The sequence below is a fragment of the Oscillibacter sp. PC13 genome (genome assembly GCF_900115635.1).
Classification (GTDB): domain Bacteria; phylum Bacillota; class Clostridia; order Oscillospirales; family Oscillospiraceae; genus Oscillibacter.
In genome coordinates this window covers 31045-55383 of sequence record NZ_FOXE01000006.1, presented here as the reverse complement: position 1 = coordinate 55383, position 24339 = coordinate 31045, and the positions used below count along the sequence as shown (strand labels likewise).

The 24339-nt window shown below is 53.6% G+C and carries 25 protein-coding genes; 12 read left to right on the top strand and 13 right to left on the bottom strand.

Translation table 11 applies throughout. The features are described 5' to 3' along the window. Positions 1-7: 7 nt before the first annotated feature. Both BMZ81_RS04750 and BMZ81_RS04745 read right to left on the bottom strand, forming a co-directional pair. Positions 8-631 (bottom strand): MBL fold metallo-hydrolase, encoded by a 624-nt coding sequence (locus BMZ81_RS04750; protein ID WP_091129251.1) that lies wholly within the window; start codon positions 629-631, stop codon positions 8-10. Positions 632-713: 82 nt separating this feature from the next. Continuing rightward, complete coding sequence (locus tag BMZ81_RS04745; RefSeq protein ID WP_091129247.1) at positions 714-1712, bottom strand: DUF4349 domain-containing protein; 999 nt, start codon at positions 1710-1712, stop codon at positions 714-716. A 213-nt stretch (positions 1713-1925) separates the two neighbouring features. Between BMZ81_RS04745 and BMZ81_RS04740 the strand changes: the two genes are divergently transcribed. Both BMZ81_RS04740 and BMZ81_RS04735 read left to right on the top strand, forming a co-directional pair. After that, positions 1926-2945: an alpha-hydroxy-acid oxidizing protein gene (locus tag BMZ81_RS04740; protein WP_091129244.1), complete on the top strand. Its 1020-nt coding sequence runs from the start codon at positions 1926-1928 to the stop codon at positions 2943-2945. A 71-nt stretch (positions 2946-3016) separates the two neighbouring features. After that, complete coding sequence (locus BMZ81_RS04735; RefSeq protein WP_091129242.1) at positions 3017-3457, top strand: hypothetical protein; 441 nt, start codon at positions 3017-3019, stop codon at positions 3455-3457. A gap of 59 nt (positions 3458-3516) precedes the next feature. Here the strand turns inward: BMZ81_RS04735 and BMZ81_RS04730 are convergent, their stop codons facing one another. Next, positions 3517-4263, bottom strand: a complete 747-nt coding sequence (locus BMZ81_RS04730; protein WP_091129241.1) for an acyl-[acyl-carrier-protein] thioesterase — start codon at positions 4261-4263, stop codon at positions 3517-3519. Positions 4264-4419: 156 nt separating this feature from the next. Between BMZ81_RS04730 and BMZ81_RS04725 the strand changes: the two genes are divergently transcribed. Further along, positions 4420-4800 (top strand): RidA family protein, encoded by a 381-nt coding sequence (locus BMZ81_RS04725; RefSeq protein ID WP_091129238.1) that lies wholly within the window; start codon positions 4420-4422, stop codon positions 4798-4800. A 36-nt stretch (positions 4801-4836) separates the two neighbouring features. Here BMZ81_RS04725 and BMZ81_RS04720 read toward each other — a convergent pair whose 3' ends face one another. The 10 genes from BMZ81_RS04720 to BMZ81_RS04675 form a co-directional block, all read right to left on the bottom strand. Further along, positions 4837-5739, bottom strand: a complete 903-nt coding sequence (locus tag BMZ81_RS04720; protein ID WP_347498050.1) for a DUF2238 domain-containing protein — start codon at positions 5737-5739, stop codon at positions 4837-4839. Positions 5740-5847: 108 nt separating this feature from the next. Next, the gene (locus tag BMZ81_RS04715) at positions 5848-6657 is read right to left on the bottom strand and encodes an HAD-IIA family hydrolase (protein ID WP_091129236.1); all 810 of its coding nucleotides are present in this window, start codon (positions 6655-6657) and stop codon (positions 5848-5850) included. 121 nt (positions 6658-6778) lie between these two features. Further along, a complete protein-coding gene (locus tag BMZ81_RS04710; protein WP_177187202.1) occupies positions 6779-7564 on the bottom strand; it encodes a DUF3169 family protein in 786 nt (261 codons plus the stop codon). Next, positions 7551-7772, bottom strand: coding sequence for a helix-turn-helix transcriptional regulator (locus tag BMZ81_RS04705; protein WP_091129231.1), 222 nt, complete (start codon positions 7770-7772; stop codon positions 7551-7553). The genes BMZ81_RS04710 and BMZ81_RS04705 overlap by 14 nt, the downstream gene beginning before the upstream one ends. Positions 7773-7910: 138 nt before the next feature. Further along, entirely contained in the window at positions 7911-9083 is a 1173-nt protein-coding gene (locus BMZ81_RS04700; RefSeq protein ID WP_091129229.1) for an AI-2E family transporter, read from the bottom strand. A gap of 34 nt (positions 9084-9117) precedes the next feature. Beyond that, a complete protein-coding gene (locus BMZ81_RS04695; protein WP_091129227.1) occupies positions 9118-10464 on the bottom strand; it encodes an MATE family efflux transporter in 1347 nt (448 codons plus the stop codon). Between the two features lie 177 nt (positions 10465-10641). Next, complete coding sequence (locus BMZ81_RS04690) at positions 10642-11124, bottom strand: gamma carbonic anhydrase family protein (RefSeq protein WP_091129225.1); 483 nt, start codon at positions 11122-11124, stop codon at positions 10642-10644. A 26-nt stretch (positions 11125-11150) separates the two neighbouring features. Beyond that, positions 11151-12383 carry an aminopeptidase gene (locus BMZ81_RS04685; protein WP_091129222.1) on the bottom strand — a complete coding sequence of 411 codons (1233 nt, stop codon included), beginning with the start codon at positions 12381-12383 and terminating at the stop codon, positions 11151-11153. 162 nt (positions 12384-12545) lie between these two features. Continuing rightward, entirely contained in the window at positions 12546-13409 is an 864-nt protein-coding gene (locus tag BMZ81_RS04680; RefSeq protein ID WP_091129221.1) for a YihY/virulence factor BrkB family protein, read from the bottom strand. Between the two features lie 155 nt (positions 13410-13564). Then, positions 13565-13900, bottom strand: a complete 336-nt coding sequence (locus tag BMZ81_RS04675; RefSeq protein ID WP_091129218.1) for an arsenate reductase family protein — start codon at positions 13898-13900, stop codon at positions 13565-13567. Between the two features lie 133 nt (positions 13901-14033). Between BMZ81_RS04675 and BMZ81_RS04670 the strand changes: the two genes are divergently transcribed. From BMZ81_RS04670 to BMZ81_RS04630, 9 genes are all read left to right on the top strand, one after another. Further along, complete coding sequence (locus tag BMZ81_RS04670; RefSeq protein WP_091129216.1) at positions 14034-14750, top strand: NAD-dependent protein deacylase; 717 nt, start codon at positions 14034-14036, stop codon at positions 14748-14750. A gap of 232 nt (positions 14751-14982) precedes the next feature. Then, positions 14983-16368 carry a citrate/2-methylcitrate synthase gene (locus tag BMZ81_RS04665; protein ID WP_091129214.1) on the top strand — a complete coding sequence of 462 codons (1386 nt, stop codon included), beginning with the start codon at positions 14983-14985 and terminating at the stop codon, positions 16366-16368. A gap of 548 nt (positions 16369-16916) precedes the next feature. Beyond that, positions 16917-17948: a TRAP transporter substrate-binding protein gene (locus tag BMZ81_RS04660; RefSeq protein WP_091129212.1), complete on the top strand. Its 1032-nt coding sequence runs from the start codon at positions 16917-16919 to the stop codon at positions 17946-17948. A 145-nt stretch (positions 17949-18093) separates the two neighbouring features. After that, positions 18094-18735 (top strand): TRAP transporter small permease, encoded by a 642-nt coding sequence (locus BMZ81_RS04655; RefSeq protein WP_177187201.1) that lies wholly within the window; start codon positions 18094-18096, stop codon positions 18733-18735. Continuing rightward, complete coding sequence (locus BMZ81_RS04650) at positions 18732-20036, top strand: TRAP transporter large permease (RefSeq protein ID WP_091129208.1); 1305 nt, start codon at positions 18732-18734, stop codon at positions 20034-20036. The genes BMZ81_RS04655 and BMZ81_RS04650 overlap by 4 nt, the downstream gene beginning before the upstream one ends. Positions 20037-20064: 28 nt before the next feature. Further along, positions 20065-21192 (top strand): iron-containing alcohol dehydrogenase, encoded by a 1128-nt coding sequence (locus tag BMZ81_RS04645; RefSeq protein ID WP_091129205.1) that lies wholly within the window; start codon positions 20065-20067, stop codon positions 21190-21192. Between the two features lie 34 nt (positions 21193-21226). Continuing rightward, positions 21227-22372, top strand: a complete 1146-nt coding sequence (locus BMZ81_RS04640; protein WP_091129202.1) for a glycerol dehydrogenase — start codon at positions 21227-21229, stop codon at positions 22370-22372. Next, complete coding sequence (locus tag BMZ81_RS04635) at positions 22373-23188, top strand: transketolase (protein ID WP_091129201.1); 816 nt, start codon at positions 22373-22375, stop codon at positions 23186-23188. Beyond that, the gene (locus BMZ81_RS04630; protein WP_091129198.1) at positions 23189-24148 is read left to right on the top strand and encodes a transketolase family protein; all 960 of its coding nucleotides are present in this window, start codon (positions 23189-23191) and stop codon (positions 24146-24148) included. It abuts the gene before it with no gap. The last annotated feature ends 191 nt before the right edge of the window (positions 24149-24339 follow it).

Below are 24339 nucleotides of genomic sequence, written 5' to 3'. Positions count from 1 at the left end.
TTTTACTTCATTTGTCAAGCATCTTTAAAAATTCAGGAACCAATACGCCTGCAGTCTCCGGTGTCACAGAGATCTCATTTCCCGGCAGATGGTGAATCTCCCCAGCGGGCCAGAGGCGGAGAAAGTCCTCCACACTCCCCACATTTGAAAGGCCGTACGGCGCATGGTGATAATGCATGGGAATCACCCACTTGGGGTTCAGGACGTGGCACACCTGTTTTGCTCCGGCCGCATCCAGTGTGTAAACGCCGCCCACCGGCACCAGCACGCCATCCAACGGCCCAATCTCCTCCACCTGCTTCGCCGTCAGCTGGTGGCCCAAATCTCCCAAATGGGCGACTGCGGTATCGTCCGCAGTAAACACATGGATGGTATTTCTTCCCCGCAGAACGCCGCCTTGGTCATCGTGGAAGGTTTCCACCGTCCGCACGCGAAAGGGGCTTTCCCGTTCCGGCAGAAGCTGCACTGCCTGGAGATAATCATGGTCAAAGTGATGGTGGCTGCAAAAAGCCGCGTGAGCCTCCGCCTCCAGGGGCGGATAGCCCGGCACATCGGTATAAGGATCCAAAATAATGCGGTAGCCGTCCTGTTCCAGCAGGAAGCAAGCGTGTCCCAGCCAGGTGATATGCATGGGGATTCCTCCTTATCGTTCGAATATCCGGCAAAAAGCGGTCAAAGAGGCGGAAAGCTCCGCCTCTTTGATGGTAACAGGTTCACGGCTGTTTGTCATCCGTTTTTTTGTCCCGGTCCTCCATCAGGTCCTTGCTGTGGGGGGGCCAGAAGGGCGGTTTTTTCTCCGGGGAACCCGGGGCGGCCTTCCTTTTCCGCAGACGGCAGACCACCGCCGTCACAATCACCGCCAGAACCAGCAGCCACATCCAGCCATAGGCCAGGGCCACTAGTAAACTCTCCATACCGTCCACAAAGCTCTTCCAGCCGGAGGAAAGGGCGGTACCCATGCGGCTTGCAAAGCCGGTGGCTGGTTCTTCCACATTAGAAAGTTTATAGACCTCCTGAAGGGAGATGTAAACAGTGGCGTAATCCACCAGCGCATCGTAGTGCCGCAGTTCCCCAGAGAGGGACTCAATCTGCTGCTCTGTCTCGGAAATCGCGGATTCAATGGTGATAATATCCTCCATGCTCTCCGCCCGGCTCAGCAGCTCCTGCAGCCGCTCCAGCTTGGTCTGCTGGGTCTTCAGCCGGCCTTCCGTGTCGTAATAGGCTGTGGTGATATTCTGTGCGGACTGGTCCTGCCAGGTGACGTGGCACATCTCTCCGGCCTGTGTGTAAAATGTCCGGTACTGGGCCGCGGGCACCCGAACGGTGTAGTTTGCATAACGGTAGCCGCTTCCGCGGCTGCTGACGCTGCTGGACTCCAGATAGCCGCCGCAGTCCGCAACAAGCCGCTCCAAATCCGCCATAGCCCCGTCGAAGGCCGTAGTCTCCATCTCCAGCGTGCCAGTGTAGATCAGCTTTTCCGTCTGAACAGCGGTCCCGTTTTCCTTCTGCGCCTGGGAGGCCGCCTGCGTTTCCATGCCGCCGTAGTAGCCCCCCGCATCCTCCTCCGCCTCGGCGGGGGCCATGTCCGCTGTCATCGTATCCATCGCGCCGTTGGAACTCGCTGTCGTCCCTCCGCTTCCGCTGCCGCAGGAACTCAGCACACCTACCAGCAGCAGTACCGCCATCAAAGGGATCAACCGTTTTTTCAGCATAGGTAAACCCTCCTTTTCATCTCTCCGCCTTCCATTGCGGATCTTTGTTCCAATAGACGAAAGTACTGTGGAAAGGTTCCGTCTTTGCGTGTAAAAAATGAAACTTTTTTCCAATATGGTTGCTTTTCCAGACCGTTCGCAGTACAATTATTTTAGATAATCGTTTTCTGGTCTGTATCTGCGAATCATCACATAATTAAAGGGGAAGATCAAATGACTTATCAGGAAGTTTTGGAAAACGCCCGGGGTGCCATGGGTCCCTACTGCAAGTCCTGCCCTACCTGCAACGGCCTGGCCTGCAAAAACACAGTGCCTGGCCCCGGTGCCAAGGGTATCGGTACCGGCTTTATTCGCAACTATCAGAAGTGGCAGGAGCTGTGCGTCAATATGGACACTATTTGCGAAAACAAGCCTGTGGATACTTCCTATGACTTTTTCGGCAAGCGGGTGGATCTGCCCGTGTTCGCCGCCCCTGTGGGCGCGATGACGCTGCACTACGGCGATAAGTACGATGACCCGACCTATAATGATATTCTGGTTGCCGCCTGCGCCCAGGCCGGCATTGCCGCTTTCACCGGCGATGGCGTGAATCCCGCCGTGATGGAGGGGGCTGTGGCGGCAATGGCGAAAAATAACGGCTGCGGCGTGCCCACAGTAAAGCCTTGGAATATGGAACTGATTGAACAGAAAATGGCGTTGGTGAATACCGCCGATCCCATCGCCATCGCCATGGACATCGATGCGGCGGGTCTGCCTTTTTTGAAGAACATGCAGCCTCCTGCGGGCAGCAAGACCGTGGCGGAGCTGAAGCAGATTACCGCTTGGGCAAAAAAGCCCTTTATTCTCAAGGGTATCATGACTGTGGCAGGCGCAAAGAAAGCGCTTGAAGCTGGAGCCAGCGGCATTGTGGTGTCCAATCACGGCGGCCGAGTGCTGGATCAGTGCCCTGCTACGGCAGAGGTTTTGCCCGCCATCGTGGATGCGGTGGGCGGCAAAATGGCCATTTTTGTAGATGGCGGCATCCGTACCGGCATGGATGTGTTCAAGGCACTGGCTCTTGGCGCCGATGCAGTTCTGATCGGCCGTCCCTTCGTGAATATGGTCTACGGCGGCGGAGCTGAGGGCGTCAAGGTATACGTGGAGAAGCTGAAGGCAGAGCTCAGCGATACCATGGCCATGTGCGGTGCCCACACACTTGCCGACATCAACCGTTCCATGCTGTTCGGATTCTGATTTGTTTTTCCCGGGAAAGCCGGACGTTCCAGGAAGAGCCGCCCATTCTGCATCTGGAAAGGAGGCCCATCATGAAATGGCTGCCGCTTCTTTTGGGGTGTCTGCCCTTTTTTCTGGGCAGGCTTCTGGACTGGAGCCTGTGGACAATCTTTTACCAAACGGATTTTCCCATGCCGTTTTGGTTAGTCTGTGCGGTTTCCCTGTTTCTGTGGGGCTTGCTGGCCTGGTGTGTATGCCGCTGCTCTGGCGGCAGATGGCTGGGACTGATCCTTCTGAATCTCCCCGCCTTTGTGACACTGCTGTTGCTGGGCATTCAGGAAGTGATTCTTCACGCCTACTGGATGAATGCGGCCGGAATCTGGACGCAGATGTTCTACTTGCCGTTCATCGGCATTGGCTTTGCACTGGCCAACTGGAGTTCTTCAGTATTTTCCGCGTACTGCGCCTCCTTTTTACTGATGGTTTTTTTCTCCGCTTTGGGCCATTGGATCAGGCGGCGGGGCGTCGTATAATATTTTTTCATCCAGGGAAGAAGCCGGAGAGCGCAATGCGCTCTCCGGCTTTTGATTCTTTAAAACACGCATTCACAGGTAAAGCACGTCCCCTGAGGGCCCAATCCCTCCATCCGGCAGCCGTCCGCTTCCCGGATTCCCATCAGCTGAAGCTCCTGTCCAAGCGTGGCCTCATGGCTGTAGTTGATATAGAATTCCCTTGGCGTCCGATCCTGCAGATCCGAAGGCAGCGCATCCCACGCAATATCACCGTAGCGGCCGCTGTACAGATGTCCGTTGCCGTCCAAATCCGACCACCGTACCGTTCGGATCCCCCAATCCTCCAGTCCCTCCTTGGGCAGGATAATTTTCCGAGGTTCCGGACAGTCGATATGCTTGGGGCAAACGCTGAGTTTTTTTACCGTAAAGCAGTCCGGCCGCATAATACGCCGCGTCTCCGGATCCACCAAAATCCAGTCACTTTTCACGCTGACACATACCTGTCCTGCTTGGTCGGCCATCTCATAGACTCGCTGCATGTGGGCGCCTCTGGCGCCGTTTTCCCAAGTGGTAATATCCAGAACTTCTCCGGCGACCGGACAGCGGTGAATCTGCAGGGCAATCCGTGAAAGGAGGAATACCTCCCGCATCGCATACAGCTTGTCATGGGTCAGGCCCCGGGCATCATAGTCATACCCGGCGTAGGATGCCGCTTTGCTCAAAAGGGCTGACACCCGGGCCCGCTGATGACAGTTGCAGTCTGCAAAAATGAGTTCCTCCTGCCGAAAATAACTATCCTCCGTCAATACCTGCTTGAAGCTCTCCACGTTTGATTCTCCTTTACGCTGCTTAAAGTTCTCGTGCGGCATGGTATAACTATAGGAATAGTTTACCACAATTTGGTCATTTTCACAAGCGGCATCAATTGACTTTTTCCTTGCCTGTGATATGATGAACACAACTAATATGAGGAGGTTTTTCCAATGCACAAGACTGTGATTGCCACCGCCAGCGCCCCTGATGCCATCGGTCCCTATTCTCAGGGCTGGATTGCCGGAGACTTGATTTTTACTTCCGGCCAGATTCCAGTGGACCCGGCCACTGGTGCCATACCGGAGGGAATCGCTGCCCAAGCGGATCAGAGCTGCAAAAATGTAGGTGCCATTCTAACTGCCGCCGACGTCACCTATGAGCATGTGATCAAAACCACCTGTTTTCTGGCGGACATGGGTGATTTTGCCGCTTTTAACGAGGTATATGCCAAGTTCTTCACCTCTAAACCCGCCCGCAGTTGTGTGGCGGTGAAGGAACTGCCCAAGGGCGTTCTCTGCGAAATCGAGGCCATCGCGCTGAAGTCACGATAAAAAAGCAGCGGCTTTCGCCGCTGCTTTTTTATCGGTTCAGCTTGGATTTGGAGGCTCTTGATTCTTCGAGCAGTTCTCATCCATGGCCTGCTTTAAATAGTCCGTCTCCTCTGTCTTTTTGCTGGGCACAAAACTCTGGGCGGCAGTTCTCTTTTTCCCCTTGCTTTTCGCATAGAAGAAGCCAGTGACGGAAAATACCACCGCACCAATAAAGTTCACGAACAAATCCTTCATGGTGTCAATCAGGCCAATGTCCAGATAGCCGCCAAGGCCCAGAGGCTCCCCGTTTATCAAAACATCCTGAATGCCTGTAACACCCACCACCCGATTGGATCGGGTCGTGTCCATAGCCACTGTGTAAAGGGCATTGATGACCGTATCCTTCTGCATGTCCGTGTGGAAAAAGAAATCCATGCCAAATTCAAAAAATTCCCACAGTACGCCGATGGTCATGGAAAAGCAGAACGCCATCAGCGCTAAGAAAAAGGGAGACAGGTCAAAGGTCAGTCGCTCGTCATCGTTGAGCAGCATCACCATAGAGAAGCCCACGGCGGCCGCCAAAAAACCGTTAATGGTGTGGAGCATGGTGTCCCAGCCGGGGATCACCACATAAAAGGCATTGACCTCTCCCAGGATTTCCGCCGCAAAGATGAAAAAGAGAATGGTAATCTCCAGGGGAGGCGGCAGTTCAATCCGCAGCCGTACCTGAAGCCAGCTTGGCACATAAAGCAGCAAAAGTGTCAGCACGCAGAAGAAGGCACTCTCATAGCTGTGCAGGAACAGCTGACGCACCAGCACAACCATCACCAGAAGCCGCAGGGTGTAAAAGACGATAAAGGAGCTTTTGTGCTCCCTCAGCTCCTTGGCCATTGCTTGGCGGAAACTCTTTTTCTCCCGTTCACGGGCGCGCTTTTGTTCCATTTTGTCTGTTTTTTTCAAATGAACGCCTCCTTATATCTGGAGCAACAGGAACCGGTTTTCCTCTCTAGTCTGTGTGAAATTGGGTGCTGCCATAACAGGCGGTAAAATTTGTTTGGATGTGTGTGCTTATTCCACCCCAGTCGCTCTTCGAAGGGCCTTCAGCAATGCCGCGCAGTCCTGATACACAGCTGTGGGCGGCGTATTGGAGGTAGCGGCATCTGCGGCCGTAGCCTCTCCGGTGAGCACCAGCGCCGTATCTACTCCGGCATTCACGCCGCAGGCAATATCGGTATACAGCCGGTCCCCCACTATCAGCGTCTGCAGCGGTGCCCAGCCGGTCTGCTCCAGTGCCAGATGGATCATCGTGGGATCCGGTTTTCCGATGAAGGTCGGTTTCCGGCCGCAGGCATTTACCAGCAGCTGGCAAATCGATCCGCAGTCCGGAAGAAATCCGAACAGGGTCGGACAAACCAGATCCGGATTGGTAGCCAGGAACTCCACGCCCCGCGCCAGAAGTCGGCAAGCGCCTTCTATCTTTTCGTAGGTCAGCGAGGTGTCAAAGCCCACCAGCACCGCCGTCACATCGTCATCCGGGGTCTTTCGAATTGCAAAGCCGGCGTTCGACAGCTGCCAGCAAAAAGATTCCGTCCCCACTGTATAATAGACGGCATCCGGGCTGCACCTTTGCCGCAGGTAATGGATCGTGGCTTCCACGGCAGTGAGGAAATCGCTCCGCTCCGCCGGGATTCCAAGCCGGTGCATCTTTTCCAGCCCCGCATCCACGCCACGGGAGGAATTGTTTGTCAGGAACCGATACATACCGCCGTTCTTCCGTACCCACGACAGCAGCTCCGCCGCGCCAGGCAGCAAAGAATCTTCCAAATAAATGGTGCCATCCAGATCCAGAAGAAACAGTTTTTTCTGTGAAAGGTCCATGCTCCACCTCGTTTCAGAACAGCATCAGAATACCATAAAGGCGCCCCGCTTGCAAGCGGGCCGCCTTTATGCCGTAGCCTTTCCCTTTTCCTGAGAGAATGGTATTAACTACAAGTTTCCCTTATTGGGGGCCGTCCGTGCCAGTTCTACACTTCCCGCGATCCAGGTGAATGCATTCCAGGGTATAGGTCACCAACAAAACGCTCCAGATCAGCAGCACCACAAAAATCGGCAGCAGTCCAAAGTCAAAGGCATAATCCAGCAGAATCAGCGCCAGCCACAGAGCGATGCAGGCCGTGTTTGCAGCCCGGTAGGCCTTGTAGGAGGCCTGACCAATCTGGGCCTTTTCCGCCTCGTCGCAGCTTTCAAACCACTTCTTCTGAAATTTCATGTCGTAGACGCTGCCCCGCTTCTCGGGATTCAGCGTCTTGGTGAGATCCACTGCCTTCTGCTGCAGCAGCGTCACCGCCACGCAGGAGAAAATGAAAGCAGCAACAACGAACAGGGGCTTCAGCGTTCCATCGCTTCCCGTGCCCCCCGCCGCCAGAAAGAAGAAATCCAGGATCAGCGTCAGGCTGCTCAGCAGTGAAACCCAGTCCAGAAGCACATCGGCCTTATCTGCCGCGGCCTCATCCCCGCCGGCCCAGTCCCGGGCCAAACTCCTGGCCCTCCGGTACAGCACCCAGCCGCCGCCCAGCAGCACCAGGCTGCCCACCGGAATGCCCCAGGGCACAATCGCCGCCAGCAGATGCCTCACCCCCGCGGTAACGGCCTCTGGCAGGCTGGAAGCTCCGGCTACGCCGCTTAAAAATCCAGCCACGCCGCCGAAAATACCGCTGACCAGAATAACCAGAAAGAACTTCGGCAGCGCCTTCCGGTTCTCTTTTTTCACATTACTGTTCTCCATGTTCACGTTCCTCCTCATAGGTGAAAATATCCTCCACCGCCACGCCGCAGATTCTTGCCAGTTTCAGCGCCAGCGTCACCGACGGGGAGTAATCCCCCCGCTCAATCTGGCTGATGGTCTGGCGGGACACCCCCGCCATCGCCCCCATCTCCTGCTGGTTGACTCCCAGCCGGGCACGGTGTTCCTTCAATCGGTTGTACAAAGGCACGAAACCGCCTCCCTTCCGACAATTTTATCTGTCAGATTGACAACTATCATTGTCATATATAACATAGCACTGACAAGAAAAGTTGTCAACTCATTTTGCAAAAAGCCTCCGGAAAATTTTTCCGGAGGCTTATGCGCGCTATTTTTTCTTTATGGAAAGCGGTGCATCCTGCCACTTTTGCGCCGGTACGGCGCTGATTTGCAGACGCATTTTCACATAGTCCCGGAACAGGGCGTACAACACCGAGCACAGGGGAATAAAAAACAGCATACCAGTAATGCCCATGAGCTTGCCGCCCAGTGTGACAGCCACCAGCACCCAGATGGACGGTAGCCCAACAGAGGAGCCCACTACGTGGGGATAAATCAGGTTCCCCTCGATCTGCTGGAGCACCAGAAACAGTACAATAAACACCAGGGCCTTCCAGGGGTCTGTAACGGCAATGAGCAGTGCGCCCACACCGCAGCCGATGAACGCGCCCACAATGGGAATCAGGGCCGTTAGGGCAATCAGAACACCCACCAGAAGGGCATATGGCATCCGAAACAACGTCATGGACACCACAAACAAGGTGCCCAGGATGCAGGCCTCCAGGCACTGCCCGGAAAGAAAGCTGGAAAAGGTCCGGCCAGCCAGCCGCAAAATATCCAGGGTCCGGTCCGCCCGCCGCTCCGGCAGCAGGGCATAGAGCACCTGCCGGCCCTGGCGGCTCAGCTTTTCCTTCTGTATCAGGAGGTAGAAGGAAAAAATCAGACCAATGACAAAGGTGCCCACACCGCTGACCACGCCGCCCACCAGTCCTCCGCCGGAGCTAAGAAGGCTGCCGCCCCAGCTCTGTGCCAGGTCAATGATACTCTTGGAAAGACTCTGCCAATCAATTCGCAGCTCTCCTATCAGATCTTCCAGCTGGGGCCAATATTCCTGCAGTTTCAGCAGTTGGGCCTGCAGCCGGTTAAGCGCCACGGGAATCTGGTTTCCAACCGTCCCAACGGCCTCCACCACGCCGGGGCCGATGACACAGGATGCCAATGACAGCACGACGATGACAGCCAGCAGCGTCAAAAGCAGCGCCAAGGGGCGGCGGCAGCGCTCCATCGTCCGCTCCTTTTGAAACAGGTGGCGCTCAATGGCCCGCATGGGAACATTTAAGATAAAGGCAATGGCTCCGCCCAGCAGGAAGGGTGCCAGGATTCCCAATACCCACCCCAAGGCATAGACAACCGCAGCCAGGTGGGTCAGCGCGCAGTAAAAGGCAATACCGCCGCATACCACCAGCAGGATGTATTTCACATTCTGTTTATTCCATTCCATAAAAATCACTTTCCGCGCCGGCTGAACGCGGCGCTTATTCTACCAGGCGTTTTTTTTGCCATTCACCGCGTTGAAAACGGCGCACAAAGAGGATTCCCCGCAGGCACTCGTCACAGGCCATGGCTATCCAAATGCCAATGAGTCCCAGTTCCAGGGCACTGCCCAGCAGCCAGCCGCCAAATACCGCCACCAGCCACATGCTGAAAATTCCAACCATCACCGGGAACCACACGTCTCCGGCGGTGGTCAGTCCGCGGACCATCACAATATTGACAGAGCGGCCAATCTCCAGGATGAACTCCACCAGCACAATCTGGCGTCCCAATGTGTGAATGGCGGGATCCTGGGTAAAAATGCTGTAAATGGGATCGCAGAGGACAAAAATCGCCAGTGTCAGCAGTTCTGCAGCCACAAGAGCAATGCGGATGGTGGACCAGATGCGGCGGCTGACCTCATCCAGCCGGCGGGCGCCCAGCATATAGCCAATGATAATCTGGGTGGCCTGTGCCACGGCGATGGAGTATACATACGCCACGTTGGCCAGCATGCTGGCGTACACCTTGGTGGCAATCACCGTCGTCCCCATCAGATTGATAAACCGCAGGATCACAATTTGAGACACATTGTAGGACAGCGCCTCCCCGCCAGAGGGCATGGCAATCCCCAGCAGCCGCCGACAGGTTTTTGCCGGAAAGGGCAGCAGATACCGCAGAGAGAGCTGCACACTGCACTTTTTCCACAGTGTCCAGATCACCATGGTCAACCCAACAGCCTTGGAGATACAGGTAGAGGCGGCGGCGCCCGCGATTCCCATCCGCGGCATCCCCAGCCAGCCGTTGATGAGAATGGCGTTTCCCGCAACATTCAGCAGGTTCATCACCACGGAAACGCACACCACCTCTTTCAGCAGCGTATAGCTACGCAAGATAGCACAGAGTTCCATGTAAAGTCCCTGAATCAATACGGCGCCGCCTACGATGCGGGTGTACAGGCAAGCGCCTGCAAAAGCCTCCTCTGGAGTCCGCAGCAGGCTGAAAATTGCTTGGGGGGCACACAGCAGCACCAACCCCATGGACAGGCTGAAAAAAGCACTGATAGCCACACCTACCGTAGCCACCTCATTGCAAGCATCCTCCCCCTTCTTGGCTCCCAGTGTCTGCGTCATCAGAATGGTAGTGGCTGTGCTCATGGTGTCCAGCACAATGATAACCACATTCATCACTTGGTTGCCGTTGCCAATGGCTGCTACGGCAGCGGATCCAAAGTGGCTGATCATAAACTGGTCCATGTTGCCCACCAGCAGCTGCAGCAGCAGTTCTGCAAAAATGGGCAGGGACAGGCGGAAGACCCGGCGGGTCTGTGCGGAAGGCTGCAATGTCATGAGGATATTGGCTCCTTTTCTTTCAAGAAAAACGTTTTCCTTGGATGTTTGCTTCGGAAGCCAGTATATCCGTATGGCGAGTCCCTTACAAGTGGGAAATCCTCTGAAAGCGCCTCTGAAATAGAGATTTCTTTCGGCGCTTTGACGCTTTTTCAAGAAGGCGTCCGGGAAATGGCCTTATTGGTTTTGGTAGTCTTTTGTCCGATCCAGATAAAATTGGCATGCTTCCCGGTTGCTCTCGATCTCAGCGTCTGTTAAAGTTCGAATCACCTTGGCTGGGTTCCCCAGAATCATGCTTCCATCCGGAGCGTCCATCTTGCCGGTAACCAGAGCCCCGGCTCCCACAATACAATTCCTGCCGATTTTTGCACCGTTGAACACAACGGCCCCCATGCCGATGAGCGTATTGTCGCCCACAGTGCAGCCGTGGACGATGGCACTGTGGCCGACGGTGCAGCCCGCTCCCACATGGGTCTCCTCGTGTAGGACCGCATTGTCCTGAATATTGGTATTTTCCCCCACGGTAATGGGGCCGTCATCGCCGCGGATGACGGCATTGTACCAGACATTCACGCCATTTCCAAGCGTCACATCACCCACCACCACGGCGCCGTCCGCAATCATCACCTCGGCGCCGGTCTCTTTTTTCTGATAGTTCATGATTGAGATGCTCCTTCTCTTTCTGTTCAAATTTCCTTGGCAAAGTTGCCATTCACGAACACAGGGATTTCCCTTCCGTCGTGGGTGGTTCCCACAATGGAGAGGTCCGGTGTTCCCACCATGAAGTCCACATGGGTGATGGAGTCGTTAAGTCCCCGGGCCTTCAGCTCCTCCTTCGTCATCTGCTGGCCTCCCTTCAGACAGGGATAGGCCTCGCCGAAGGCGATGTGGCAGGCGGCGTTCTCGTCAAACAGCGTGTTGTAGAACAAGATTTTCTGGTTGGAAATGGGGCTGTCATAAGGCACCAGCGCCACCTCGCCAAAGAAGCTTGCTCCCTCGTCCACGGCAATAGCGCCCTTCAGGGTTTCTTCCCCCTTTTCCGCATGGGCCTCTATAATTTTTCCGTCCTTCACCACAAAATGGAAGCGGTCAATGATATTGCCGTCGTGCACCAGCGGCAGTGCAGAGTAGACCATGCCGTTGACGCCGGTTTTCAGCGGGGAGGTAAACAGCTCCTCCGTGGGAATGTTCGCAATATACGGCTGCCCGGACAAGGTAACGTCGTTGCCCGCCTCCCAGACATGCCCCTCCGGCAGTTCCACCACAAGGTCCGTGCCAAGGGAGTTTGTATAATGAAGGGACTTAAAGTTCAGCTCATTCATCTTCTCCAGTCGCTCGGCCAACGTAGCGATGTGCGCATGCCACTTCTCCACGCAGGTCCCGTCGCCGCTGATGCGGACAGCCTTGAAAATCGCGTCCCACAGCTTTTCCATGGCCTCGTCCTCTGCTGCGTCCGGGAACACGGTTTTTGCCCAGCTTGGAATGGGAATCGAGGCGATGCACCATGGGAAGCCGCCGCACATCTGCAGGCGGTCAAACTCCTTCAGGGCCTTTCCGCTGGCCTGCTGGGCACGAACAATCCGCTTGCCGTCCACGCCCTTTAGATTCTCCGGGTCAGCGGCGGAAATAGCCAGATATGCCGCGCCCTCCTGGGCATAGTCATTGAAAAAGTGCCGCCGCCACAGGGGCACCGTGTCAAACACGGCGTCCTCCGCATGGAGGTATTTCATTCGGCCCAGCGCATCGTCATGCCAGTTCATGACCACTTCCCGACAGCCGATGTCATAGGCCTCCTGCGCGCACATTCTGGCGAAGAATGCGCACTCCACCGGGGAGGAGATTACCAGCGTCTGCCCCTTTTGAACATTCAGGCCCACCTGGATCAGCAGCCGGGCGTATTCCTGCAGTTTCTCTTCCATCAAAACGAGTCATCCTTTCTGTTTACTGTTTTCATAATATGTGTATTTTAGAGGATTTTACCAGCAAAGTAAAGAAACGGTCCCGATTATTCAAAAACAATTCATGTTTGCGTTCCGTCAGCACAGAAAAAGGGAGCCAACCGGCTCCCTGGGCAATTTCATTCAGGTCTCTGTCCCGGCGCCGTCCTTGCGCAGGGAAATCAGCGTTCCATTCAGCTCCGCCCCCATGATAAGTGTCATTGCGGTCATATACAGCCAGATTAGTAGCACGATCACCGTGCCGATGGATCCGTACAGTACCGAGTAATGGGCAAAATTTTCCACATAAAAGGAGTACAGAAATGACAAAATCATCCACGCTACCAAGGACACCAGCGTCCCCGGCCAGATATTCCGCCATGGCTGGCGGCTGTCCTGTGCCAGGGCGTACAGCAGAAACAGTGCAAAATGGGCCACCACTGCCGCCACAGGGAAACGCAGCTGACTCCACAGATCCGCCGCAACACCAGGCAGGTGGAAGTGCGTCACGGCATAGCCCAGAACCCGCTCTCCAATGGTCATCAGCGTCAGTGTCATCGCGATGGCCACAATCAGCATCACGGTATAGAGCAGTGTCTTCAACATATGGCGAATCGGCCCCCGTGGCGGCCCCAGGTGATAGGCAGTCCGTACAGACCGCATCAGTGCGTTGGTCGCCCGCATAGGAAAATAAATGGAAAAGAACAAACCGAACAGCAGCAGCTGCAGGGTGGAATTCTCTCCCACATAGGTGAGATACATCTCCGCAAAGTCCACCACCTCTTTGGGCAGCAACTCCCCCAGTCCCGTCAGAATGGCGGCCACATCCAGCTGCAGCAAACCCAGCAGGGCGCTGATAAAAATCAAAAAGGGGAAAATGGTAAACAGCAGGTAAAACGCCAGCGCCGCGCTCTGCATTCCCACGTTATGCCGCAGATACCGCTGTACCATCAGATAAATTCCACGTAGCAGCCGGTTTTTCGGCAGTTGCCCGTCAAGTCCCTGCATCCGCCATCCCCCCTCTTTCGCTTTCCCGTGATTTTACCATAGTATGCACAAAAAAGAAATGATTTCTGCACCTTGCTTTTCGATCAGGCAGGCAGTATTTCATTCATTTTTCATTTTAAAGTTCCGCGGCAAAATGCACACATGCACCCCGGCACTCATTCCCAGGTTTCCCATACCTCCGGGCGGTAGCCGACTGTTGCCTCCTTCCCATTGCGCACGATGGGCGCGGCAAATAATTCCGGATGCTCCAGCAGCTTTTCCTCCTGGGCGTCCGGCGCGATATAGGCCATATACAGGTCCTCATAGGCCCGGCATTTTGTGTTCACCAAGGCCGCAAATCCAACTTTTTGCTTGACGGACTGGTACTCCCGGAGAGATAATCCCTTTGACGGCAAATCAATATACTGATACTTGATGCGCCGCTCTTTGAACCAGCGTTCCGCCTTTTTGGAATCGAAGGACTTGGAGGTTCCGAAAATCTGAATGTTCATGTTTTTCTCCTTTTGCAAAAATGATCCACTTCGTGCGGCAGCCAGCTGTCAGAGCAAACACCAGCCCGGCAGAGGCGTCCGCGCATGTTCAACTGACACTCCATTGAATTTTTGGACTTAAGGAGGTCCTTTTATGACGGATGCGGCTAAAAATTTAAAAGAGCTTGTGGACAGCAGTGATAACATCGTCTTCTTCGGCGGTGCCGGTGTGAGTACGGAATCCGGTATTCCGGATTTCCGCAGTACCAATGGGCTATACCACCAGGAGTGGAAGTATCCGCCTGAGACAATTTTAAGCCATACATTCTACGAAAGCAACCCCACTGAATTTTTCCGTTTTTACCACGCCAAGCTGCTGGTACCGGGAGCGCAGCCCAACGCCGCCCACAAAAAGCTTGCCCAATGGGAACAGGAGGGCAAGCTGAAGGCCGTGATCACCCAGAACATCGATGGGCTCCACCAGGCGGCAGGCAGCAAAAATGTACTGGAGCTTCATGGCAGCGTCCACCGCAACTACTGCGAGCGGTGCGGTAAATTTTATGGCTTTGACTTTATGCTGCACACGGATGGTGTCCCTCACTGTGACTGCGGTGGAATTGTGAAGCCAGATGTGGTGCTATATGAAGAGGGGCTGGATCCGCAGACGCTGAGTGACGCGGTGCGCTTCATTTCCGAGGCAGACATCCTTATCATCGGAGGTACTTCGTTAAATGTCTATCCGGCAGCGGGGATGATTCACTACTACCGTGGGCATAAATTGGTGCTTATCAATAAAACTGCCGTCGTGCAGGATCTGGCCGCCAATTTGGTGATCACCGACCCCATCGGTGAAACGTTGGCGCAGCTATAGGCTTCATTTTGTCACAAATCACAAATATCCTCAAAAAAATGGCGTCATTCCAAAGGGAGTGGCGTCATTTTTAACAAATTCCATTTCCAAAAATGCAAGTTGTGTTTTTCTTTCATGCAAAAACATGAATATCTTTTTTGTTTTTAGCCATTTTTTACTTGAAAATGAAAGATAGTCATGTTAATATTGCAAATAGAATCTTCGCACGCCGCTGAAAGGAGCCTGTCCTACTATGATTTGGAAAGAAAACCGTGAAAACGCCTATTGTGAAATTACCCCTGCCATTATGGCCCTGAAGGAGCAATGGGAGAAAAAGAACTACATCGATCCCAAGCTGTATAAAGAGTATAATGTCAAGCGGGGGCTCCGGGATGAGGATGGCCGAGGCGTGCTGACGGGGCTGACCCGCGTGGCGGAAATTCAGTCCTATCATGTGACGGAGGGCATGTCCGGAGAGAAAATCACGCCCACGGACGGCGTTTTGTATTACCGGGGAATTGATTGCCGGAATTTGGTCACCGGCTCTGCCGGGCGCGGCCGATTTGCCTTTGAGGAAGCAGCATATCTTCTGCTGTTCGGCGAGCTTCCTACAGAGGAGCAGCTGCGGGATTTTTGTGTTCAGCTGGCCTCCTATCGGACTTTGCCCACCAACTTCTTCCGGGATGTTATCATGAAAGCCCCCCCGAAGGATTTGATGAACACCATGCAGCGCGGTATTCTGACGCTGTTTTGCTATGATGACAAGCCCAATGACATCAGTCTGGAAAACGTCCTCCGGCAATGTCTGCAGCTGATGAGCAATATGCCGGTTCTGGCCATTTACGCCTATCAGGCCTATCGCTACAGCCAGGGTGAGAGCTTATTCATTCATGTGCCTCAGCCGGAGCTGTCTACAGCGGAGAACTTTTTGCGGATGCTGCGGGAGGATCGCAGCTATACCGAGCTGGAGGCCCGCACACTGGATGTGGCGCTGGTTCTCCATGCGGATAATGGCGGCGGCAACAATTCCACCTTTACCAATCACGTGGTTACCTCCTCCGGCACCGATACCTATTCTGCCATCGCGGCAGCCATGTCCTCTCTGAAAGGCCCCCGCCACGGCGGCGCCAACAGCAAGGTAATGGCCATGATGGATGATATTAAAACCCATGTAAAGGACTGGCAGGATGAAAATGCCATCCGCACCTATCTGACATCTATTTTGGATGGTAAAGCATTTGACAACAGCGGCTTGATCTATGGCCTTGGCCACGCTGTGTACACCAAAACAGATCCCCGGTGCGAGGTTTTCCGGGATTATGTGCACCATTTGGCCGCCGAAAAGGGATTGGATCGGGAAATGGATCTCTACACCAATGTGGAGAAAATTGGAAAGGCCCTGCTGATGGAGCGGCGTCATAAGGACGCACTGTCCACCAACATCGATTTTTACAGCGGCTTTGTTTATGAAATGCTGGGACTTCCCATGGAACTGTATACGCCCTTGTTCGCCGTGGCCCGTATTTCCGGTTGGAGTGCCCACCGGATGGAAGAGCTGACTGCCGGCGGGAAGTTGATTCGTCCCCGCTACGAGTGCGTGGAAGAGCATCGTTCCTATATTCCTATGAAAAACCGCTGAGCGGTACTTCTCCCTCTCTAAAGGGTCTTCTTTGGAGAGGGAATTTTTTTATTGTTCTGCAATCAAATGCCATGCACCACTCCGTGGCGCGGATAAAATTTCGGGCACAGCTGCAAAGCAGCCATATGCCGTAAAAATAGCGTGAAATGCTATTTTTATTTGCCGCAGATTTCTGCTTTTCCATCAGGCAAATCCGATCTCCCCATAGACGGCAGAACGCAAATGATCCGATTGTATTTGCATGCTAATTTCAATAAGAAGCGGAGCGGCTGACATATTGGTCAGCCGCTCCGCTTCTTTCCATACCCGCATCTCTGGTTGGTATGTGCTCTTCAGAATAAAGCCAATTAGATTTCGTAATCCGGTTGTGTGTATATGTATAAGTTTGTTGGATGCGGCATAGTAAATAAAAGGTTCGCTTGATAATCAGCTAATTTTGGTGACATTAAACATTTTATCACTCAGCTGGTTTGCACTTTGCCTGATAGGCCAATAAAAGGGCAGTCTTTGTCCTTTATTGAAAAATACATTATTTATGAGGAGGACTTATGAAAAAGATCTTATGCGTAATGCTCGCAGCCGCCATGATGGCTTGTACGCTTGCAGGCTGTGGCGGCGAGCAGTCCACAGAGCGGGCCGACGAAACCCCGCCCCCCGTTGAACTTCACCTGGCCGGAAGCATTGCCTCCACACACCCCATGTGGGATGTGCTGCATGGCTTTGCCGATGCGGTTGCCGAGCAGTCCAACGGCACCATTGAAATCGTTCTCGATCTCAACGGCGTCATGGGATCCGACCGCGAAATGACGGAGGCTCTGATGAACGGCAGCCTTGCATTTGCCATGATCTCCGATATGGGAATGACAGGTGCAATTCCAGAAATCGGCTATCTGAATCTGCCCTACTTATTTAAAGACGTTCAGGAGCAGGAAGATATCTACTTCTATGGTTGGATGGGGGAAATGCTGGCAGAAACGCTGGACAGCTATGGCATTAAGCTCTGCGGCAGTGTCTTTGAGTGTGACTTCCGTGGCCTGACCAACTCCAAGCATGCCGTTGTCAATCCAGAGGATATGGTCGGCTTGAAGCTCCGGGTTCCTGAAAATCAGATGTACGTCAAATTCTTTGAGGCTCTCGGCTGCCAGCCAACCGCCATGGCCATTACCGAGGTTGCCTCTGCTTTGCAGCAGCAGGTCATCGATGGTCAGGATAACGGCCCATGTGTCACCACCTCTTATAATTTCCAGGATTTTAACAAGTATATCACCAAGACCAACCACGCACAGACCGGCATGGCCTTGGTTGGTTCCAAAACAGTCTTTGAGACGCTGACCGCCGAGCAACAAGAGCTGTTGGACAATCTCTTTGATGAGTATACCCTCAAGGGGCAGGAAGCAACTCTGGCTTATATTGAGGATGCCTACGCGATGATGGAGGATGCCGGCTGCGAGATCTCCGAGCCCTCCGAGGCACTGCAGGCCAAATTCAAAGAGGTCGCCATGGAGATTTGGAACGACACTTCCATCACGGATAAATTCACGCCTGCCGCCATGGAGCGCATTCTCAGTGAACTGACCTAATCTATTATCGGCATTTCAGAATGCCGCATGATAGGGAAACGGCGGTGAGCCACCAGCTCACTCCGCAAATGCCCCTGCCAAGGTTCTTCTGCTATTCTGGTTCAAGGCTGTATTGAAGTTCTGCGGCAATTTTGTGGAGGAGCCGGTGGCTCTCTTTCAGTTTTCGATTAGTGAAGCGGAGACAAACCCGCAAAATGATTCTGAATATGGAGGGAATGTGATGGGGGAATCCAAATTTATTAAGGGTGTTCAAAAAACCAGCGCCATATTGTTTAAAATGGAGGATTTTCTGACAAGTGCTACCTTCTGCGCCATGCTCGCCCTCATTGTTGTGCAGGTCTTCGTGCGCTTTTGCCTGACTACGCCGCTTGCCTGGACGGAGGAATTAACCCGCACCTTTTTTCTAATTTCCAGCTTTTTTGGTGGTGCAGCTTGCGTGAAGACCAGGAGCAATGTTGAAATCAATCTTCTGGCCTCTGTCATCAAACGGATCTCAAAGGGGCGCCGGCACCAGGAAGTCCTTCTGACTCATGCGTTCGATGTGGCTGCCAGTTTGATTGGCGTTTTGTTTTCCATCGTCATCACCTACTTTATGTGGACATATACGCTGGATTTAAAGCATCAGGGGCAGATTTCAATTGCGCTGGAGTATCCGCTTTTCTGGGTAACTTCAACAATTTCCGTTGCACTGGCGCTCATGGGAATTCACTACCTGTTCCATTTCATTGAATCTGCCTATATTGTTGCAGCCCAGGGAAGGAAGAAGGAGGAGGATTGCGAACAATGAGATTTCTGTACATTTTTCTGTTGATTTTCTTCCTTCTGGCGTTTATCCGCGTTCCGGTGTCCTTCAGCATGGGCATCTCTGCTGTGGCAACATATTTTGTCGCAGGACTCCATACCGCAAGCATCGCTCCCGCCCTCTATTCCGGTCTGAATTCCTTTACATATCTTGCCATCCCGGCATTTGTTCTTGCCGGCGATATTATGGGCGCTTGCGGCATTTCAAAGCGGATTGTGGATTTTGTGAATTCCTTTATTGGGCGCTTCCGTGGGTCGCTTGGAGCGGTTGCCGTGGTAACCTCCGCCCTGTTCGGAACCCTGACCGGTTCCTCTCTGGCGACGGTTTCCACCATTTGTGGCATGATGCTTCCCGAGATGGAGCGCGCCGGCTATTCCCGGCAATACAGCACTGCACTGATTGCCTCCGCCGGTTTTCTTGGCATTTTGATTCCCCCCAGCATCCCCGGCATCGTATATGCCATGATGTCCGGCGACAATCTGATGGAGGTTTGGCTGTGTACGGTGGGGCCCGGCATTTTGATTACCATTGTGTTCTGCCTGATTAACTTCTGGCGCCATGGCCGCCACGAGGAAAAAACGCAGGAGCCCTTCTGTTTCAATACCTATATCACCGGAATCAGCAGGGCAACCAAGGACTCCCTTCTGGCCCTTCTGATGCCCGTGATCATTTTTTACGGCATCTACGGCGGCATCTTCACACCGACGGAGGCCGGCGGCGTCTCTGTGCTCTATGGGCTAATTGCCGGCTTCTTCCTCATTCCCTTGGTTTACAAGCAGAGGCCACAGACCCCGCTCACTCGCATGATCTCAAATTCCGCCCTCTCCAGCGCCAGCATCTGTATGATCATTGCCTTTTCGGCTATCGCCGGCCGTATGATTACCATGACCCGCATTCCCTCCTATCTGACCGAATTTATGATGGGAATCACAAATTCCAGATGGATGTTCCTGGTTATTGTCAACATTCTTCTTATCATTGTTGGAATTTTTATGGACTCCAACGCATCTATCCTGATTTTGGGTCCGGTCCTGATTCCCATGGCCGAAGCCTACGGCGTGAATACCACCCACTTCGCCTCCATTATGCTGCTGAATCTGGAGATTGGCTTTATCACGCCGCCCATGGCCGGAAATCTGTTTGTCGCATGCAGAATTTCGGGCCTGAGCATTGATGAAATCATCAAGGATCTGATTCCCTTCTTCCTGGGCGCAGTTGTTGTTTTGATCATCACCACCTATTTTCCTGCCGTTGCGACCTTCCTGCCCAACCTCATCAGAGGATGATACTGTGAAAAAGGGAGGCATTAAAACCATGCGCAGTTTAAATTTTGCACCTGCCGAAATCATTACAGGAAAGGGTTCTTTGTCGGTGCTGAAAACCCTTTCCGGCGAGCGCTTTATGGTAGTCACCGGCGGCGGCTCCATGCGCAGGAATGGTACCCTCGGCCGGATTAGCACCTATCTTGACGGCAAAGCGGTTTTGCTCCACGAGGGGATTGGCAAGAATCCAACCATCCACGAGGTGGAGCAGGGGCTTTCCGCCATGAAAGCTTTTGTTCCGGATACGGTGATCGCATTGGGTGGCGGCTCTGCGATTGACGCAGCCAAGGCTATGATCCTCTTTTATGAGAATCCGGATCTGCAGTTTGACCATCTCCCTGTCGGCAAACTCCCTGACCGCCGCAAGCGCGTCCGTCTTATTGCGATCCCCTCCACCTCGGGTACAGCTTCTGAGGTCACCAAAACATCCGTCATCACGGATCCGGAACGTGGCCTTAAAATTCCCATCAACTGTATGGCAAACAAACCGGACATTGCCATTCTCGACTGCGAATTGACGATGTCTTTGCCGGATAATATTGTGGTGGAAACCGGCATGGACGCGTTGACGCACGCTGTTGAGGCATATCTGAGGACCGACTGTGATGACTTTGACGCAGTTTTGGCCGTGGGCGCCATTCTCGGCATTCTGGAATGGCTTCCGGTTTCCTATGCCGAGAAAACCGAAGAGGCCCGCGAGAAAATGCACAATTTCCAGTGTCTTGCAGGCCTTGCCTTTACAAACGCAGGCCTGACCATGGTTCACGGCATTGCGCATGCATTGGGAGGGTATTACAACTTCAGCCACGGCCTGACCAACGCAATCCTGCTTCCGTATGTTCTCTCTTACAATCGGCAGGATCCCTCCGTTGCAAGGAAACTGGAGCGGCTTGCCCGTCTTTCCTGCTGCAGCGATTTTGTCTGTGCTGTGGAACAGCTAAACGATCGTCTGCACATCCCAAGGACCATTCGTGAGATGGGCCTGGATGAGAAGACTTATCAGAAGGATCGCCGGATCCTGGCGGAGAATTCCCTGATGGGGCCGACAGCATCCAACCCCATCAAAATGAATCCGGATTCCATCGCGGCAGTCATTGACAGCGCCTATTACGGCAGATGATTGCCTACATCCTTACATATAGGAGGAACCTGCAATGCCACATGGCGCGGCGTGTTATACACGGGCTTTCGGCGCCCCAAGTCGTTATGCCCAAGGACCAAATGAATTGGACCATCTGGTAAAATATGTTCAGGTTTATGGCACTTCCTGCCTGATCATCATTGACCCTTTCTTTTTTGAAACATACAGTCAAAAATTTGAAGCCATGTTTGCGGCGGCGGGAATGACCGCCTTCTGTGAGTCCTTCCGCGGCGACTGTACAGACGAGGAGATTCACCGCCTTGCCGCCATCGTGAAAGACAATCGGCTGGAGGTTGTCATCGGTTTAGGCGGCGGAAAAACCTGCGATACGGCCAAGGCTGTTGGATACCTTGGCCATGCGGCGCGTTTTATCTGTCCAACCTCTTTGTCCACCGATGCTCCCACCAGCTGCCACTCCATTGTCTCCCAGCCGGATCGCACCACTTATCTGCTCCGTCAGCGCTGCAATCCGGAGTTTGTGATTGTCGATACAGCGATTGCGGTCCGTTCTCCCGTCCGTATGCTGGTAGCCGGGCTTGGAGACGCGCTGGCAACGTATATTGAAGCCCGCGCAGTGGCCGAGTGCAGCAACCAAATCAATGTGGGTGTTGGTATTCTTGACCGCGGCTATCGGATGACGCGCCTGTCAATGGCGGCGTCAAAGCTGGCCTTTGACCTGATCCTGGAGAAGGGACGCAGCGCAGTTCTTGCCGCAAAAAAACAGATTGATACAGAGGCGTTTGAAGATATCGCCGAGGCAAACACCCTTCTCAGCGGACTTGGCTTTGAGAACACCTCCTGCGCAATCGCCCACGGCATTGAAATGGCGCTGCATACGCTGCCGGAGACGGCAAGGATGCTCCATGGGGAGATGGTAGGGTACGGCGCCCTTGTCGAGTTGGTTCTGGAAGATCGTCCAGAATCCGAATTTCGCGCGGTCTATAACTTCTGCAGAGATGTGGGGCTGCCGCTGACACTGGGTGATTTGGGCATTACGGATCATGTTGCGGAGAAGCTCGACGCGGCATTGGAGTTCGGCCTCGGGAACATCTCCATTCTTCTCAATGAGCCTTTTGTTGTTACAAAAGAGCGTCTTCTCCATGCGATTTTATATCTGGAAGCGCTCCGGGATGAAAATAGTGAAAGGGTGGGTGTTTGAATGGAGAACTTGAAGGAAACAGCAAAACAAATCCGAATTGGTATCCTGCATATGATTGGTACGCTGGGTGTCGGTCATATCGGCGGAAGCCTTTCTATTGCAGATCTTCTCGCAGTGCTCTATTTCGCTGTGATGCACGTGGATCCGCAAAACCCAAAGTGGGAGGATCGAGACCGACTCGTTCTCTCGAAAGGGCACGCCGGCCCCGCCCTCTATGCAGCCCTTGCCCTGAGGGGATTTTATCCCATGGAGCTGTGCGACACGCTGAACCAGCCCGGCACAAACTTTCCAAGCCACTGTGACCGCCTGAAAACGCCGGGCATCGATATGACAACCGGCTCTTTGGGGCAGGGCCTCTCCCAGGCCGTGGGCATCGCGCTGGGCCTCCAGCTGAAGAAAAGCCCCAGCAATGTATATGTGATTCTCGGCGACGGTGAGCAACAGGAGGGTCAGATTTGGGAAGCCGCCATGTACGCTGCCAGCCGTAAGCTTGACCACCTGATTGGCTTTACGGACTATAATCACATGCAGCTTGACGGCATGGTGGAGGATATCAACTCTCTCTCCCCGCTGGCGGATAAATGGACCGCCTTTGGCTGGCAGGTATTTGAGGTGGACGGTCACGACTGCGAAAAAATTTATGAGACAATCCAGCAGGCACAGCGGGTTGAGCATAAGCCCGTCATGATTTTGCTGCACACGATTAAGGGAAAGGGCGCGGCATTTTCAGAGGGAAAGCTCGCTTCTCACAGCATGAATGTCACGCCAGAAATGGCTCTGGCTGCGATTGAAACACTCAACGAGGAGGATACATAAATGCAGGAGAGTCAAGAAATGAGAGCGGTCTTTACCGAAACGCTGATCCATCTGGCTGAACAGGATCCCCGAGTTGTTGTACTGGATGCAGATTTGATGAGGGCAAATGGAACGCTTCCTTTTCAGGAGCGATTTCCGGACCGCACCTTTGATGTGGGCATCGCCGAAGCAAACATGATTGGAATTGCCGCAGGTCTTTCCCTGGAGGGATTCATTCCGTTTCCTGCGACCTTTGCAACATTTGCCACCAGAAGATGCTATGACCAAGCCGTGCTGAGCAATGCTTATGCCGGTTTAAACGTTAAAATTGTCGGAACTGATCCTGGCATATCCTCCGAGCTCAATGGGGGTACACATATGCCGACAGAGGACATTGCGCTGATGCGATCCATTCCCGGCAACACTGTGGTGGAGTTCGTGGACTGTGCCTCTGTCCGTGCACTGCTTCCTCAAATTAAAGAGCACAACGGACCCTGCTATGTCCGCCTGTTCCGCAAAAAGGCGGAGCATGTGTATGACGACGGTGTGAAGCTGACGCTCGGCAAAGCCTATCCCCTTAAACACGGCGAAGACGTTGCCATTTTCTGCACGGGTATTCTGGTCAAAGAGGCTCTGGATGCCTATGAAATACTGGCTGCCGATGGCATTTCCGCAGAGATTGTCAATATTCACACCATCAAGCCGCTGGACAAAGAGGCGGTCGTTGCCGCCGCCGGCAAAACGGGCGCTGTTGTCACAGCGGAAAACCACAGCGTGATCAATGGGCTGGGTTCTGCAGTTTCCGAGGTTCTCTCAGAGCAGTGTCCTGTCCCGATGCGGAGGATCGGCTTCCAGGACTGCTTCGGCGAAGTCGGCAAGATGGATTACCTGATGAAACGCTTTCACTTGACCGCCCCAGATATTGTTCGGGCCGCCAAGGACGTCGTCGCGCAAAAGCGCACAGGCCCATCCCATATATAAAGCTGTTCCATTTTCTGTGCTTACGTTGGTTTTTTTCGGGTGTTCTCACATAAAAACCGGAGAAATGAAATAAACGGCACCGTTCATTTCTCCGGTTTTTCCAGTATTGATTTTTTCTGCAGTTCATCTTCACAATACCGCTGCTCTCCTGCGCCTTGGACGGCAGGCAACGCCCGATACCACTTTTCCCG

Coding starts and splice junctions, on each gene's coding strand:
- BMZ81_RS04750 (WP_091129251.1), bottom strand. CDS start 631: ATGCATATCACCTGGCTGGGACACGCTTGCTTCCTGCTGGAACAGGAC.
- BMZ81_RS04745 (WP_091129247.1), bottom strand. CDS start 1,712: ATGCTGAAAAAACGGTTGATCCCTTTGATGGCGGTACTGCTGCTGGTA.
- BMZ81_RS04740 (WP_091129244.1), top strand. CDS start 1,926: ATGACTTATCAGGAAGTTTTGGAAAACGCCCGGGGTGCCATGGGTCCC.
- BMZ81_RS04735 (WP_091129242.1), top strand. CDS start 3,017: ATGAAATGGCTGCCGCTTCTTTTGGGGTGTCTGCCCTTTTTTCTGGGC.
- BMZ81_RS04725 (WP_091129238.1), top strand. CDS start 4,420: ATGCACAAGACTGTGATTGCCACCGCCAGCGCCCCTGATGCCATCGGT.
- BMZ81_RS04715 (WP_091129236.1), bottom strand. CDS start 6,657: ATGGACCTTTCACAGAAAAAACTGTTTCTTCTGGATCTGGATGGCACC.
- BMZ81_RS04710 (WP_177187202.1), bottom strand. CDS start 7,564: ATGGAGAACAGTAATGTGAAAAAAGAGAACCGGAAGGCGCTGCCGAAG.
- BMZ81_RS04700 (WP_091129229.1), bottom strand. CDS start 9,083: ATGGAATGGAATAAACAGAATGTGAAATACATCCTGCTGGTGGTATGC.
- BMZ81_RS04695 (WP_091129227.1), bottom strand. CDS start 10,464: ATGACATTGCAGCCTTCCGCACAGACCCGCCGGGTCTTCCGCCTGTCC.
- BMZ81_RS04690 (WP_091129225.1), bottom strand. CDS start 11,124: ATGAACTATCAGAAAAAAGAGACCGGCGCCGAGGTGATGATTGCGGAC.
- BMZ81_RS04685 (WP_091129222.1), bottom strand. CDS start 12,383: ATGGAAGAGAAACTGCAGGAATACGCCCGGCTGCTGATCCAGGTGGGC.
- BMZ81_RS04680 (WP_091129221.1), bottom strand. CDS start 13,409: ATGCAGGGACTTGACGGGCAACTGCCGAAAAACCGGCTGCTACGTGGA.
- BMZ81_RS04675 (WP_091129218.1), bottom strand. CDS start 13,900: ATGAACATTCAGATTTTCGGAACCTCCAAGTCCTTCGATTCCAAAAAG.
- BMZ81_RS04670 (WP_091129216.1), top strand. CDS start 14,034: ATGACGGATGCGGCTAAAAATTTAAAAGAGCTTGTGGACAGCAGTGAT.
- BMZ81_RS04665 (WP_091129214.1), top strand. CDS start 14,983: ATGATTTGGAAAGAAAACCGTGAAAACGCCTATTGTGAAATTACCCCT.
- BMZ81_RS04660 (WP_091129212.1), top strand. CDS start 16,917: ATGAAAAAGATCTTATGCGTAATGCTCGCAGCCGCCATGATGGCTTGT.
- BMZ81_RS04650 (WP_091129208.1), top strand. CDS start 18,732: ATGAGATTTCTGTACATTTTTCTGTTGATTTTCTTCCTTCTGGCGTTT.
- BMZ81_RS04645 (WP_091129205.1), top strand. CDS start 20,065: ATGCGCAGTTTAAATTTTGCACCTGCCGAAATCATTACAGGAAAGGGT.
- BMZ81_RS04640 (WP_091129202.1), top strand. CDS start 21,227: ATGCCACATGGCGCGGCGTGTTATACACGGGCTTTCGGCGCCCCAAGT.
- BMZ81_RS04635 (WP_091129201.1), top strand. CDS start 22,373: ATGGAGAACTTGAAGGAAACAGCAAAACAAATCCGAATTGGTATCCTG.
- BMZ81_RS04630 (WP_091129198.1), top strand. CDS start 23,189: ATGCAGGAGAGTCAAGAAATGAGAGCGGTCTTTACCGAAACGCTGATC.